At 45.7% G+C, this 14,581-nt stretch carries 16 protein-coding genes; 15 read left to right on the top strand and 1 reads right to left on the bottom strand.

The window, feature by feature from the left end:
• The 3 genes from IQR33_RS12465 to IQR33_RS12455 form a co-directional block, all read left to right on the top strand.
• A partial coding sequence (locus tag IQR33_RS12465) for a hypothetical protein (RefSeq protein WP_193843729.1) occupies nucleotides 1–203 on the top strand: 203 nt, incomplete at its 5' end.
• 123 nt (nucleotides 204–326) lie between these two features.
• On the top strand, nucleotides 327–950 hold the full coding sequence (locus IQR33_RS12460; protein WP_193838085.1) for a tetratricopeptide repeat protein: 624 nt from the start codon (nucleotides 327–329) through the stop codon (nucleotides 948–950).
• A 42-nt stretch (nucleotides 951–992) separates the two neighbouring features.
• Nucleotides 993–1,547: a hypothetical protein gene (locus IQR33_RS12455; protein ID WP_005376825.1), complete on the top strand. Its 555-nt coding sequence runs from the start codon at nucleotides 993–995 to the stop codon at nucleotides 1,545–1,547.
• A gap of 118 nt (nucleotides 1,548–1,665) precedes the next feature.
• Here the strand turns inward: IQR33_RS12455 and nrfA are convergent, their stop codons facing one another.
• Complete coding sequence (nrfA, locus tag IQR33_RS12450) at nucleotides 1,666–3,093, bottom strand: ammonia-forming nitrite reductase cytochrome c552 subunit (protein WP_031778935.1); 1,428 nt, start codon at nucleotides 3,091–3,093, stop codon at nucleotides 1,666–1,668.
• 450 nt (nucleotides 3,094–3,543) lie between these two features.
• On the opposite strand from nrfA, the gene nrfB reads away from it, so the two are divergent.
• The 12 genes from nrfB to IQR33_RS12390 all read left to right on the top strand — a co-directional run.
• Nucleotides 3,544–4,146, top strand: coding sequence for a cytochrome c nitrite reductase pentaheme subunit (nrfB, locus tag IQR33_RS12445; protein ID WP_053306575.1), 603 nt, complete (start codon nucleotides 3,544–3,546; stop codon nucleotides 4,144–4,146).
• Between the two features lies 1 nt (nucleotide 4,147).
• Nucleotides 4,148–4,834 carry a cytochrome c nitrite reductase Fe-S protein gene (gene nrfC, locus IQR33_RS12440; RefSeq protein ID WP_017636123.1) on the top strand — a complete coding sequence of 229 codons (687 nt, stop codon included), beginning with the start codon at nucleotides 4,148–4,150 and terminating at the stop codon, nucleotides 4,832–4,834.
• Nucleotides 4,831–5,802 (top strand): cytochrome c nitrite reductase subunit NrfD, encoded by a 972-nt coding sequence (nrfD, locus tag IQR33_RS12435; RefSeq protein WP_053304292.1) that lies wholly within the window; start codon nucleotides 4,831–4,833, stop codon nucleotides 5,800–5,802. The genes nrfC and nrfD overlap by 4 nt, the downstream gene beginning before the upstream one ends.
• A 9-nt stretch (nucleotides 5,803–5,811) precedes the next feature.
• A complete protein-coding gene (locus IQR33_RS12430; protein ID WP_053306574.1) occupies nucleotides 5,812–7,719 on the top strand; it encodes a heme lyase CcmF/NrfE family subunit in 1,908 nt (635 codons plus the stop codon).
• A complete protein-coding gene (locus IQR33_RS12425; RefSeq protein WP_005376839.1) occupies nucleotides 7,697–8,230 on the top strand; it encodes a DsbE family thiol:disulfide interchange protein in 534 nt (177 codons plus the stop codon). The genes IQR33_RS12430 and IQR33_RS12425 overlap by 23 nt, the downstream gene beginning before the upstream one ends.
• The gene (nrfF, locus tag IQR33_RS12420; RefSeq protein ID WP_053306573.1) at nucleotides 8,217–8,627 is read left to right on the top strand and encodes a heme lyase NrfEFG subunit NrfF; all 411 of its coding nucleotides are present in this window, start codon (nucleotides 8,217–8,219) and stop codon (nucleotides 8,625–8,627) included. The genes IQR33_RS12425 and nrfF overlap by 14 nt, the downstream gene beginning before the upstream one ends.
• A gap of 146 nt (nucleotides 8,628–8,773) precedes the next feature.
• Complete coding sequence (locus IQR33_RS12415; RefSeq protein ID WP_020480909.1) at nucleotides 8,774–8,950, top strand: hypothetical protein; 177 nt, start codon at nucleotides 8,774–8,776, stop codon at nucleotides 8,948–8,950.
• Nucleotides 8,951–9,221: 271 nt separating this feature from the next.
• Complete coding sequence (locus IQR33_RS12410; protein WP_025767283.1) at nucleotides 9,222–9,818, top strand: GTP cyclohydrolase II; 597 nt, start codon at nucleotides 9,222–9,224, stop codon at nucleotides 9,816–9,818.
• A gap of 174 nt (nucleotides 9,819–9,992) precedes the next feature.
• Nucleotides 9,993–11,255 (top strand): imelysin family protein, encoded by a 1,263-nt coding sequence (locus tag IQR33_RS12405; RefSeq protein WP_053304295.1) that lies wholly within the window; start codon nucleotides 9,993–9,995, stop codon nucleotides 11,253–11,255.
• Between the two features lie 92 nt (nucleotides 11,256–11,347).
• Nucleotides 11,348–12,730 (top strand): di-heme oxidoredictase family protein, encoded by a 1,383-nt coding sequence (locus tag IQR33_RS12400; protein ID WP_005376848.1) that lies wholly within the window; start codon nucleotides 11,348–11,350, stop codon nucleotides 12,728–12,730.
• 10 nt (nucleotides 12,731–12,740) lie between these two features.
• Nucleotides 12,741–13,778 carry an imelysin family protein gene (locus IQR33_RS12395; protein ID WP_054866138.1) on the top strand — a complete coding sequence of 346 codons (1,038 nt, stop codon included), beginning with the start codon at nucleotides 12,741–12,743 and terminating at the stop codon, nucleotides 13,776–13,778.
• Nucleotides 13,759–14,581: DUF1513 domain-containing protein (locus tag IQR33_RS12390; RefSeq protein WP_193843728.1), on the top strand; the 823-nt coding region annotated here is incomplete at its 3' end. The genes IQR33_RS12395 and IQR33_RS12390, both read left to right, overlap by 20 nt.

Raw genomic sequence — 14,581 nt, 5'->3', positions numbered from 1 at the left:
GTCGTAACACACAAGGTGTAACGCTTATCCGTACTGCGGAAGATGAATCAGTTGTTGGTTTGCAACGTATTGAAGAAGTTGATGATGAAGAGCTGCCTACTGATGAAGATGCAGAAGCGTTAGAGTCAACAGGCGAAAATACGCAGCAAGACGCTTCAGAAGCTCCAGCTGCTGATGATGCAGAGGAAGGTAACGAAGAGTAATCTTACATCGTTATCCTGATATGAAAAGCCGAGCCTTAGTTGCTCGGCTTTTTTGTATCTGTATCAACGCATTTAAAGTAAGAAATGCGTACACTGACGTTATCTTTGTTTACAGGACGTGTTATGTCTGTTTGGTTTTTCGCTGCCATCACTCTGATGGGGCTGTTTATCGTACTCTTATCACTGAGTGCATCAAAAGTTAAACCTGCTCAATGGTTTGGCTTTTGCCTGTTAGTACTTGTCGTGACGAGTGCCAGTTTCTTATTGCTGCATCAAACTCCGCCTAAATCAATACAAGCGGAAATGTCACGAATGATGACTGCTCGTGACATCATGAAAGAGATTCAAGACCAGTTGCGTGAAGATCCGAACAACGCTGAATTGTGGTTCCAACTCGGGCAGGGCTACCTGCTAGAGGGGGAATTTGATGGCGCGCTGATTTGTTTTGATTACGCGATCCAACTGACTGAGCCAGTCAGTGCCACGCAACTTGCCGCAAAAGCGACGACCTTGTACTACATTCACCAGCAATCAATGACGCAAGAAGTTAGCTTGCTTTTGGAGCAAGCTTTGCAGATAGAACCGCACAATGAAGCCGCTTTGTCTTTGATCGCAAATGATCATTTTCTGTCATTCCGATTTCAGGAAGCGATTGATGCCTGGGTAATATTATTAGATTCTAATGATCCAAATTTAGATAGGGTGCAAATCATTAACTCTATTAACAAAGCAAAAGAGCTATTGTAAGCGTACAATTTAACAAGCAATAGAGAGAAAGGTGGGCAACGAATGAAAAATAAAGCACTAAGCATATTGGTTTTGCTGTGCGGCTCTGTGCTGGCGGGTTGTAGCTCTTCCGATCATTCTGGCTCTTCCTCTACGGTTTATTATTCATCGGGTTACTACGACCCGTGGTGGTACGATCATGACGACTACTGGATTTATTACTATCCGGGCTGTTGCGATAACGACGATGAATACAAAGAGAAACTGGAAGAGTGGTGGAATGGTTTAGATGAAGACCAACAGCAATCCATCAAAGACAAAGTCGAAGATTGGAAAGACGACGATATGTCCGCCAATATCGATAACATGAAACGCCAACTTGACGATCATTGGCAATCACTGCCTGACGAGCAAAAGCAAGAGATTCGAACCCAATGGGAGAATCGTCCGGAGCATATTGAACCAGCGACTTTACAAGGCAAGGCGGTGAAAGAAAAGGTTCAACAAAGAAAAGCATTACCGGAAACGAAGATCCAGCGTCCAGTTGCTCGTCCAAATGTGCAGATACCTAAAGCACGTCCAAATATTCAACCTAGACCTAGGCTTCCTCGTCGCTAGTACATTCGATTTTTGTCTCTCGATAGAATCAGGATGAAGAGATAAAGATAATAAAGAAAGAAAAGGGGCGTTCAGTACGCCCCTTGTTGTATCTATAAACTAACCTCTGCAAGTTAGACTAATATGTGGCTTCGCGTTCAGCTGCTGCTTTATCCCATTCTGGTGCCACCGTTTCTAGGAAGTGTTTCTTGTCTGCGTTCATCTTATCCATATCCATGCCCAGTGCTTGCTGTGCTTTCGCTTTGGTCGAGATATCTGGAATTTGAACAGGGTCAGTAATGCCTTTGGTTGCCAGTAAGCGAACCAACTTGGTACGGGCGTCAGCAGCGCGGTCAACTGCAGTACCAAGTACTTCTAGTGCTACCTCAGGAGCATGCATGTGGACACCGTGAGAAGCAATCGCGTAGTCCCAACGCCATTGTGCATGGCGAATATCTTGTAGGATAGGTTCCATCTCTGCTTCTGTTGCACCTGCTTTCCACGCTGCGCCTGCTTCAAAGTGTGCCGCTACGATTTGCTTCTCGGCGGTTAGCTTCATGTTCAGTACTTGCGCTTTGCGAGTCGAGACGATGCCTTGTAGCTGCTCTTTAGTTTGGGTATGGCATTGCGCACAGGTGTCTTCAAAACGATCAAATGGGTTACCCACTTTGTGGTCTGTGTACACCGTACCGTCTTCTTTGGTCACTTTAGGCATGTGGCAGTCCACACACACCACTTTGTTTTTACCATGAATACCCGCTCTCCAAGTTTCGAAACCCGGGTGTTGTGCTTTTAGCATCGGCGCGTTAGATACGGCATGCGTCCAATCTTTGAAATTCAACGCGTCGTAGTATTTCTCCATGTCATTAACGGTGGTGCCCATATCCCATGGGAATTTAACCGCTTTAGTTGGGCCGGTGAAGTAGTATTCAACGTGACATTGAGCGCAGACCGATGCTTGCTTATCTAGGCGAGACTGTTCATCAAAGTTTTTACCAATAGTATCAAAAGCACGCTCGACGTATGGGCGAGTCAGTGCCAGCGCGGGTTCGCCTTTCTTGAAGGCTTCAGAGCCCGTGTTGTGGCAATCGGAACAACCGATAGGGTTGACGATTTCTGAGCCTAAGCGTGCCCATTTACCTTCGAAATAACCGTCTTCACCACGTTCATCAATCACGCGAGCAACGTCTGGGCTTTTACAGCTCCAGCACGCCATCGGCATAGGCCCGGACTTCTCGTCGGTTGGTGCGCCAGTACGTAAGGTTTGGCGAACATCATCAAGTGCGTAAAAGTGACCGCGCGCTTTGTTGTAGTCTTTCGCGAAGCCATAACCTGCCCACAGGATAACCATGTTTGGGTCTTCACTTAGAGCATCTTCTATGTGCTCACTTTCGGATGTTGCTTTCCAAGAGTGGTATTGGTCGGGATGGTTCTGTTCAAAGGCGTCATTTCGAGGATCGATAAAATCCTTCTCTTCTGCCGCTAACGGAGCGCCAACCAAAAATAATTGGCTGGCGAATAAGGTCGCAACCGCAATAGGTGCGCTCATCCAGTGTTTTATGCTCACAGTGTTATCTCCATATTCGTTTTTATTAGCAGCGTTGTGAGGAGCTATTCCAAATAAGAACTGGAGATCTACGATTAATAATATTGCTTAATTGGATAGATGAAATAGAGAGTGAATCTTGTCTTGTTTTAGATCAATTTACACCAGTGATCTCAGTCATGTTTGAATTTATATACCTCTAAAGTGGTAGCTGTTAAGTCATTGTTATGCAATGCTTTGGGTTTTTAACCTTTTTAAAGACAGGGTGATTTAGTTCGCTTTTTGAGCAGGTGTTTCTACCCCTTATGAATAATAGAGGTATTATAAATATAGGTTTAGCGTTGTGGCTTTCCGAAATAAGAATTGATGTCATTTGAAGATCTAAAAAATATCTTCAGAGGAAATTAATTGTCGCTCAAATAAATAATTGAGAATAGTTATCAATTATTATCGAGCTAAGGAAAGAACAATATGGGCAATATAAAATTGACCATAGAGACAATGCTGAAACTTCTCTTCGTCTTTGCCATCTATGGTTTCTCCATCGCCGCCCATGCGACTTCTTCAGAGCCGATTGAAGGTGCTCAAGCTGAGCGTCATCAAGTCGAGTTGATCCGTGACCGTGACTACAAGTGTCTGCAATGTCATAAGGATGCAAAAGAGACTCTGAACCTTTCGCATGACCCGCAAGCTCTACTCAGCCAAGGGAAGCAACTTAATTGCACCAATTGCCATAGCAACATTGGTCCCGACCATCGTGAAGGTGCGCCTGATGTGATTAAGTTTTCTGCCGCGCAATCGAAAGAGGTACACGACAAAGTGTTCCTTGATCCAAGCATGATTCTTAAAGCCAACGGCCAATGTGTGGATTGCCACGCACCGACACAGCTGAGAGAAAGCCACTGGACGCACGATGTGCACGCCAAAAACCTCACTTGTTCAAATTGCCACGATGTACACGCAGCGAAAACCAAAGCGTTGTCGTACGACAGAAAACAACTGATCAAGCAGTGTGTGGATTGTCACTCTGAATTTGCCGTCGAACCTGAACTTGCCAAAGAAGAGGAGAGATAGCATGAAATGTTCGAGAAGAAACTTTTTAGCCGGCAGCGGCGCGTTGATTTTAACTACAGGCGTTGCAGGCACTTCCGTTGTTAGCTCCTCTCTCTATGCCAGCAACAGTGAACAAGCGAAACGCATGGGTATGGTTCATGATGAAAATGCCTGTATTGGCTGTACCGCTTGTACCGATGCTTGTCGCGAAGTAAATAAAGTCCCTGAAGGCGTAACGCGACTTAAAATTCATCGCAGTGAACCGATTGGCGAATTTCCAGATGTGGAATACCAGTTTACTCGCGAATCCTGTCAGCACTGTGATAACCCACCATGTGTGTACGTTTGTCCAACAGGCGCTGCATACAAAGATGAAGCGACCGGCATCGTGGATGTGCACAAAGAGAAATGTGTCGGATGTGGTTATTGCCTTGCCGCTTGCCCTTACCAAGTGCGCTTCTTTAATCCAGTCGATCACTCTGCGGATAAATGTAACTTCTGCCGTGATACCAACCTAGCGCAAGGTAAGCAGCCAGCTTGCGTGGAATCTTGCCCAACAAAAGCACTCATCTTTGGTGATTTGAATGACCCAACTAGCGAGGTGAGCAAAGCTATCGAAAGCCATGTTGTCTATCGCGATAAATCGCATTTAGGTACGCAACCTAAACTGTACAAAATTCCGCATAGCAAAGGGGAGGTGTCATCATGAACGGCTTCGAAAGTGCATTCCACTTTGACTCGTTAGTCTGGGATTGGATCATCGCGATTTACTTATTCCTTGCTGGGATGTCAGCAGGTGCGGTGATGATTTCTATCTATTTAAAACGCAAAGTGATTGAAGGTGATCCCGCAAACAACGGCATCATGAAAGCTATGGCTTGGCTTGCGCCATTTGGCATCATTGCTGGGTTGGTAATTTTGATTTTCCATTTAACCAAGCCTTTAGAGTTTTGGAAGATCATGATCTACTACAACCCAACGTCTGTGATGTCGATGGGCGTGATCTTGTTCCAAGTGTACATGCTGGTGCTGTTTGTTTGGATTGGCGTTATCTTCCGCCATCAAATCATCAGCTTCTGTGAAGGGAAGTTACCAAGCAAACTGCTGGATTTTGCCGATGGCATTTTGATTAAGGCGGGGAAAGCCAACAACGCCATTGAATTGTTCTTGGGCTTCTTAGCCATCGTGCTTGCAGCGTACACTGGCTTTCTATTGTCTGCATTGAAGACTTACCCAATGCTAAACAATCCAGTACTGCCAATCTTGTTCCTGTTCTCTAGTTTGTCCTCGGGTGCAGCGGCATGCTTGATGTTCGGCATCTTGGTGTTTAAAGAGTCGACCAGCAGCCCAAGTGTGTCTTGGGTACACGGATTTGAACGCCCAGTAGTATTGTTTGAGCTGTTTGTCTTAGTGACTTTCTTTACTGGACTGATCTTCAGCGGTGGTCAGAACGAAGTCGCGGCTTGGAATGCTATTTCGAGTGGATTCTGGGCTCAATGGTTCTGGGGTGGGGTAGTGTTCATCGGCATGATAACGCCTTTGACTCTCAATTGGTTGGCGCCTTCTGAAGTGCGCCACAAAGGCAGTTACGTTTTTGTGGTCACGACGTTGAGCTTGGTTGGCGTACTTATGCTGCGTACTTTCATTCTCTATGCCGGTCAAATGACCTTAGTGTAAGGGGGATAAATGGAAGCTGAGCTAGGGTTCTTCTTACTGATATTGGTGGCTGTAACATCGACTTGTGCATCGTTGCTGCATTGGCTACGTCGTGCTATGAGTAAGAAGGCGACATTGCCGCATCAAGTCGCGATGTCCCACATCATTAGCTTAGCTTCCTTCATTTGTTTAGCACTTCTGATCGTCTGCTTCGTGCAAGACAACTTCGCGTTGGAATATGTTGTTACGCATTCCAACAGTCAACTCCCCGTAGCATTCAAGATTGCTGCCGCTTGGGGCGGGCACCAAGGCTCCATGTTGTTTTGGGTCGTCACCTTGAGTTTATGGGCGTCGTTTATTGCATTTAAGTCACCGCTCAACGCCCAATATACTTGTGACTGTTTAGGAATCATGAACGTTCTTATTGCGACATTTGCTTGGTTCACGTTAATGACCTCTAACCCGTTCGAGTATGCCCAAGTATTGGCGTCGGAAGGACGAGATCTAAACCCAATGTTGCAAGATGTTGGGCTTATCATTCATCCACCATTGCTTTATCTCGGTTATGTCGGTTACGCTGCAATATTAGCTTTTGCATTAGCAGCCCTATTGGGTAAACAACCGATGAGCGATTGGTATGTGGTTGCTCGAAGCGCAGCGTTTTTTGCATGGGGAACGCTCACGTTGGGTATCTTGGTGGGATCATGGTGGGCGTACAATGAGCTAGGGTGGGGCGGCTGGTGGTTTTGGGACCCTGTGGAGAACGCTTCTCTACTCCCTTGGCTTACTGGTACTGCTTTGTTGCACAGCGGTGTTGTCGCAACACGTAACAGAGGCGCAATTTGGAGCACCTATGCACTGGCGTTTGCTACGTTCAACCTAAGCATTTTAGGGACATTCGTGGTGCGCTCTGGCGTGCTGACTTCAGTGCACGCTTTTGCGGTGGACCCAACTAAAGGTTTAGTGCTGCTTGGTGTATTGAGCTTGCTTGTCATCATCACTTTTGGCGTATTGATTTTGCGAGGAGAACAACTCCCTCGTTTCAAACTTCAATCTCTAGCGAGCCAAGCTTACACTGCTTATATCGCCAAAGGGCTGCTGGTTATTGCGACTGCCATCGTTTTTCTTGGCACTTTTTATCCGATGGTTTATCAACTGCTCGGCTTAGGGAACATTTCGGTTGGCGCACCTTACTTTAATAGTCTGACCTTTCCATTAAGCATACTGGCTCTGATTGCCTTAGCATTCATGCCAGTGCTGAAATGGACAAAAGGCGCAGTTCCGAGTGGAAGCACTGATATCGCGATTAGTATTGCGTTATCTATAGTCTCTGGGATCGGGTTTATGTTCTCAGTGAACGTACTGCATTTCGAAGTATTGCTAACCATAATATTGGCTACTTGGGTGATTGTGGCGCATCTCGTTATGCTGTTTCGTTGTTCCAATAAGCGCAAACTCATGCCAATCGTGATGGCACATATCGGTTTTGCGCTGGCGGTGAGTGGAGCTGTATTCAACAGTCACTACTCATATGAACATAATTTACGTGTCGAACCCGGCAGTTCTCAACAAAGGGCGGGGATCACTATCGATTATCATGGTATCGAATGGCTGGTGGGGCCAAACTACACCGCGGAACAAGGACAGATCACCTTGCACTTGGAAGATGGCCGCATGCTCAATTTCAACCCGCAAAAGCGTCATTACCCTGTGCGAGTGATGAATATGACCGAGCCCGCGATTCGTTCACTATGGCATGGCGATTATTACGTGACATTGGGTGATAAAGTCGACACTCATGCTTATGCGATTAAAGTTCAGTACCGCGCAGGTATTTGGTGGATATGGTCTGGCGGGCTACTAGCTGTGTTTGGTGCGCTATTAACCGGCCTAAAGAAAAGGAGAGAGGCTATCAATGCGATCGAGAAATACGCTTAAACTCGCAGGTCTGTTTGTGGCTGTTGCCGTGTTTGCTGTAGTAACTGCGGTGGCTTTGTCTGAGCGACCACATGTTGAATTGTCCCCACAACGAAATTTAGATGCACCTAATTTTCGCTCTACTTCTCTGATCTCTGATGACATGGTTTCTGAGCAGTTGTTCAAAAGCGACGGATATAAATTATTGAATGTTTGGGCATCTTGGTGCGGAGTATGCAAACGAGAGCATGAAGAATTATTGCAGTTAGCAGAACTCGGTGTGCCTATTATTGGGCTGAATTATAGAGATCAAAAACAAGCCGCTCGTGAATATTTGAGCTCTAAACGAAATCCATATATTGAAGTAATTAGTGACCCTAATGGAAAGCTCGCTGTGGAGCTAGGTGTTATCGGAACGCCGGAAACTTACTTGATTGATCCAAATGGTCGTATATTGATCAAATATCGTGGAGAGCTAACGGCAGATAAATGGAACGATATATTTTCAGGATACTTGAATGTTTCGATTTAATAATCTTCTCCTCACTTTAATCCTATTTATACTATTTTCTCCTTTCACGAGAAGTGCGGATATAGAACAGAATGTTGATCTGTTTGAATTTCATTCCGTTGAAGTGCAACAGCGTGCAACCTCGTTAGCCAAGGCATTACGCTGCCCGCAGTGTCAAAACCAAAACCTTGTCGAGTCTAATGCACAAGCGGCTAAAGACCTGAGGTTGAAAGTGTATACGATGGCCAATGAAGGCAGCTCAGATCAAGAAATAAAGGACTATCTAGTTGCTCGTTATGGGAATATTGTTCTGTACCAACCACCATTAAATTATTCCACGGCGCTGTTGTGGATCTTTCCTGTGCTATTTTTGATCTTTTTTGTCTTATATTCGATCCGAATGGTGAAGCGTAATTAATGTGACCGTTATTCCACTATTAAAAATAAATTGTGCACTTAACAAGCAGAATGTTATCATTTTTCCGAATTTATGAAGTTTCCAGTATAAAGAAAATAAAAATTTTGAGCTGGATAAGTAATAAAAGAACGAAATAGGTGCACGCAGTGGATTCAGTTATATTACAACTTAAAAAAGACTTCTATTCGCAGATTCGTGCATTGCAATCACCGAACCTGCCTCAAGTTACTTCAACGCTCGCCGTGTTGACCGACGAGGAAATCCAAGAACTCGAAGCAGTTTGGATTGAACTCGCCGTTTGGAAGCGCAGTCAGACCCATTAAAAGATAGACCAAACGACCTTCTTGAAACCCCAGACAAAATTTGTCTGGGGTTTTTTATTGTAGTTTTTTTAAATTGTTATAATATAACAATTGTTCAGTTGGAGAGTGTTTCTCTTTTGCTGTCTTGAGTGGATAACTGCCCTCAATTGTGATCTCTATATTGCAAAATGCGGTATCAGTCCCCATAGTTGAAGAGCAACGAGTAAATCCCATGAATGCAATAACGAAAACGCATCAAGCGCATCAAGCAATAAATCGAGTGAGTATAGATATGGCGGAAGTACGTGCCAGAGTAGATTTTAAAGTCGGGGCAAAAAGTAACATTGATGCCGAAATTCTGTCTTTCCATGGTCTGAAGACAGACAAAGAGCATGTTGCTATTATCTTTAAACAAGCGGACCAAACTCAGGACATGCCTTTAGTTCGTATGCACTCTGAGTGTTTGACAGGCGATGTGTTCCACTCTTCACGCTGTGACTGTGGTGAGCAACTAGAAGAGACGATCAATCGCATGGGCGAGTCCGGTGGTATCATCTTGTATCTCCGTCAGGAAGGTCGTGGTATTGGCTTGTACAATAAGATCGATGCATACCGCTTACAAAGCCAGGGCATGAACACGTACGAAGCTAACAACCATTTGGGCTTTGATGATGACCTGCGTGATTTCACAGAAGCAGCACAAATGCTAGAAGCTTTAGGCGTGAATAAGATCCGCCTCGTGACGAACAACCCTAAGAAAATCCGTGAGTTATCTGAGTACGGAATTGAAATTGGCGAGGTTGTCAATACCTCTGCACATATCAAAGATGGCAACGAAAATTATCTGAAGGCAAAAGTCTCTCACGGAAAACATGACCTAAAGGTTTAATCCTAAAGATAAAACTGACAATAAAGTCTGTGAAAAACCTCATTTTTATGAGGTTTTTTTGTATCTGGAGTTGCAAATAAATTGTAAATTTGTATTATCTCGAGACTAAAGTGCAAATAAGAATAATTAGCACTACCAATACGATAATTGAAAAGCTCAACAAGGATGCTTCAGATGAATGCAAAAAAAGTTTTAGTCCAATCTATTGCTGCATCACTCCTCATTGCCAGTGGTTCTACCGTTGCTGCCACAGTAACTAAACAACAAGTAGTCGAACATTACGCGGACGTTGCCCATGCTGTATTTGCTGATTCAGTAACAACAGCGAAAGCGCTTGATGTGAAAATCGACGAATTTCTACAATCACCATCAGCGAAAAAGCTTGAAGAAGTAAAACAAGCTTGGCTAGATTCTCGCGTGCCTTACCAACAGTCTGAAGTTTTCCGTTTTGGTAACGCGATTGTTGATGATTGGGAAGGTCAGCTGAACGCATGGCCACTTGATGAAGGTTTGATTGACTACGTAGCGGCTGATTACCAATACGAATTGGGTAACGAGGGCGCTGCTGCCAACATCATCGCGAACACAAGTCTGCAGATTGGTGCTTCTAAACTGGACGTTTCAAAAATCACTCCAGAATTGCTAGCGGATCTAAACGAAGTAGGCGGTTCTGAGGCAAACGTTGCATCAGGTTACCACGCGATTGAATTCTTGCTTTGGGGTCAAGACCTAAACGGCACTAACGCGGGTGCAGGTCAACGTGCTTACACTGATTTCGTCGTTGGCTCTGAGTGTACGAATGGTCATTGTGATCGTCGTGGTGAGTACCTAAAAGCGGCCGCTGATCTACTGGTTCAAGACCTAGAGTGGATGGAAAAGCAGTGGTCTGCAGAAGTGAAAGGCAACTACCGTGAAGAGCTATTGAACGAATCTGCTGACAATGGTCTTCGTAAGATGCTATTCGGCATGGGTTCTCTTTCTCTAGGTGAGCTAGCGGGTGAGCGCATGAAGGTGGCACTAGAGGCAAACTCGACTGAAGACGAACACGATTGTTTCTCAGACAACACGCACAACTCTCACTACTACAATGAGCAAGGCATCTACAACGTTTACACAGGTACATACAAAGGTGTAAACGGCAAAGAGCTATCTGGTCCAAGTATCGCTGACCTTGTTGCTCAAAAAGACAAGAAAGCCGCGACCGAAATTCAAAAGCAGTTTGATACAACACGTAGCCAAGTTGGTGAGCTAGTGACTTCTGCAGAGAAGAACAACCAGCACTTTGACCAACTTATTGCAGCGGGTAACGCACAAGGCAACGCGCTAGTAAACGACACCATCATGTCGTTGGTAGCACAAACCGGTGCGATTGAGCGTGCGGCAAGCATTGTCGGCATCGACAGCCTAAGCCCTGATACTGCTGACCACGAGTTTTAATAAGAAAACCATAATAAATAAGGGCTCTTTGTGAGCCCTTTTGACGTTTGAGCTCGTTGTTATCACCCTTGTTGTCTATGTAGAGCAATGATATGAAGCCATACCTAATTTCTGCGCTAGCCGCGATCCTTTCTTCTTCTGCCATGGCTTATGATGTTAAGTCTGGTGGCAAAACCAGTGTTAAAAAAGACGGCGCGAATGCCTATTCTCTTCCTGCTGCTAACTTGCCAATGAGCAAACGCCTCGACTTTAGCGTAGGTAACAGCTTTTTCCGTAACCCTTGGGTACAAGCGCCAGCGTCAACGGACGCTCGTGATGGCCTAGGCCCGCTTTTTAACACCAATGGTTGTCAGAATTGTCACATCAAAGACGGTCGTGGTCATCCGCCAGAGAAAGATGATTTACATGCCGTGTCTATGTTAGTGCGCTTAAGCATTCCTGCGATGACGCCAGAACAAAAGAAAGCTTACATCAAAGATGGCGGCATACCTGAGCCGACTTATGGTGGCCAGCTTCAAGATTTCGCTCTGCAAGATCAAACGCCAGAAGGCAAAATCGAAATCACTTACACCGATGTCCCAGTGAAATTTAAAGACGGTACGACGGTGACGCTAAGAAAACCTCATTTGAACATTACCGATCTGGGTTACGGCGATATGCACCCTGATACCGAGTTCTCAGCACGCGTGGCACCGCCAATGATCGGCCTTGGTTTGTTAGAGAGTATTCCCGACGAAACGCTACTTGCTTGGGCTGATGAACAAGATGCCGACAAAGACGGTATCTCAGGCAAAGTCAATAAGGTGTGGGATATTGAGAAGGACGACTTCTCGATTGGTCGTTTTGGCTGGAAAGCAGGACAACCGACGCTAATGCAGCAAAATGCAGCAGCATTTAATGGTGATGTGGGTCTTACGAGCCATTTATTCCCAAATGAAAACTGTACCTCGAAACAAAGCATTTGTGACGACATGCCAAATGGCGGCAAACCAGAGGTGAGTGAAAATATTCTCGACTTCGTAGAGTTTTACAGCCAACACTTAGCCGTACCTATTCGCCGTAACGTCAATGATCCTAACGTGAAACTTGGTCAGCAAATCTTTGCTGCGTCTGGCTGTGAAAGCTGCCACAAGACCAGTGTTAAAACGGCGAAACGACCAGAGTTACCAGCGCTTTCTGAGCAGCTTATCCACCCATACACAGACATGCTTTTGCATGACATGGGTAAAGGCTTAGCCGATAACCGTCCGGAATACTTAGCAAACGGCCGTGAATGGCGAACGGCACCGCTATGGGGCATTGGTTATACCGAAGAAGTAAACGGACACACTTACTTTCTACATGATGGCCGCGCTCGTAACCTGATGGAAGCGGTGTTGTGGCACGGCGGCGAAGCTGAAACGGCGAAACAAAATGTTTTAGCTCTGAACAAAAAAGAACGTGATGCTCTCATTGCGTTTCTGAACTCTCTATAAGGAAGCAACCATGAAAAAAACACTGTTAGTGAGTGCGATTGCCGCAACGTTAAGTTTGGTTGGTTGCCAATCGACCATCGGTTCGAGCTCAGCCAAGCCTGAGAGTACAAGTCATATTTCTCAAAGCGTGTACGAGGTTGAGTTTCAATCAGCTCAGACGTTTTTAGCGCAAACCACAGAACTTGAACAGCGCTTCGCGGATTACTGCGCATCAGAGTCGAAAGATGATGCACAAGTAAAACAGCAATGGCATCAAACGATGCTTGCGTGGATGGCATTACAAGGTCAAGAACGTGGCCCTGCTACGGCGTTGGAGCAAAGCTGGAATGTTCAGTTTTGGCCAGATAAAAAGAATACCACTGGTCGTAAAATGTCTGTACTGACGAAATCTGATCAAGCTTGGAGTGCAGAAGATATCTCCACCCAAAGTGTCACCGTGCAAGGTTTAGGTGCATTGGAATGGCTGCTTTACGATAAAGCGTCGACCTTATCTAGCAACGGCAATACTTGTGTGACAGGCGTAGCGATTGCAGAAAACCTCGATAACAAAGCGCAGATCATCGCGGATTCTTGGGCAGAGAACCCTTGGAAATCGCTAGAGATGACGGAATGGGAGTCTGAGTACATTTCACTGCTCTCGAATCAGCTTGAATACAGCATGAAGAAGTTGAGCCGACCGCTAGCGAAGATTGGTAAGCCTCGCCCGTATTTCTCAGAATCGTGGCGTTCAGAGACCTCGCTTTCAAACTTAAAAGCCAACCTTCAAGGGATGGAAGCGTTGTACTTTGCTAACGGGAATGGTCTAGATGCGCTACTTAGAGAGCAAGGCCATGCAGATCTCGCAGACCGTGTCGTTCATCAGTTTGAAATGGCGTTAGAAACTTGGCCAGAAGATAAGAGCTTGTTTGCTGCACTACAAACAAAAGAAGGCTATCGCATGGTGCTCGCTCAATACAATAAGCTAGAGCAATTGAAGTACCTGATTCACGAAGAAGTGGCGATCGAGCTTGGCGTAGTTATAGGATTTAATGCAACCGATGGTGACTGATCAAACCCGCCGAACCTTGCTGAAAGCCGCTCTATTCGGGGCGGCTACACCTATGATGCCATTTGGTTGTTCTTCAACAAGCTCACGTGAGCCTGCGTTGATCGGCTGCTCTATCATTGGCCGAGACAAATTCGCAGCGGTGGTGGCGGATGAGCATGGTATGCCGCTATCTTCATTGCCGATTCCTGAACGTGGTCATGGTGTAGCAACGAACCAACAAGGCCACGCCGTAGTCTTTGGTCGACGACCTGGTACTTTCTTCATGGTATTTGATTTTCGCTCAGGGCAGATGATCAAACTGCAACTAGCAAAGTCAAATCGTCATTTCTATGGGCATGGCGTTTACTCCCATGACGGCACATTACTATTTGCCACAGAAGGTGAGAGGGGGACAAGCCGTGGGATCATTGGTGTTTATGATGTACAGAAGCAATATCAAAAGGTCGATGAGTTAACGGGTTTTGGTCTTGGTCCTCATGAAGTGATCATGATGCCTGATGGTGTATTGGCGATTGGCGTCGGTGGCGTACACACTAACGGTCGTGAACCTCTCAATCTTGATAGCATGAAACCCAGCCTGAGTTACCTTTCACAGAAGGGTGAGCTACTGGATCAAGTGTCTTTACCGGATCATAAGTTGAGCATTCGCCATTTAGCCCATGATGGTGCGGAAACCGTGCTTTGTGGTCAGCAATATCGTGGTGAGCCGGACGAGTATCCAGCCTTGATCGCCATGCACACGCGTGGTGGTGAGATGCAAGATCTACAAGCTGAGCCTGAAGAGTGGGCGCGGTTCAATCACT

It is taken from the genome of Vibrio sp. OPT46 (assembly GCF_015163535.1).
GTDB classification, from domain to species: domain Bacteria; phylum Pseudomonadota; class Gammaproteobacteria; order Enterobacterales; family Vibrionaceae; genus Vibrio; species Vibrio alginolyticus.
Note: the sequence above shows the minus strand (reverse complement) of the source record. Positions and strands in the feature narration are given on the sequence as shown.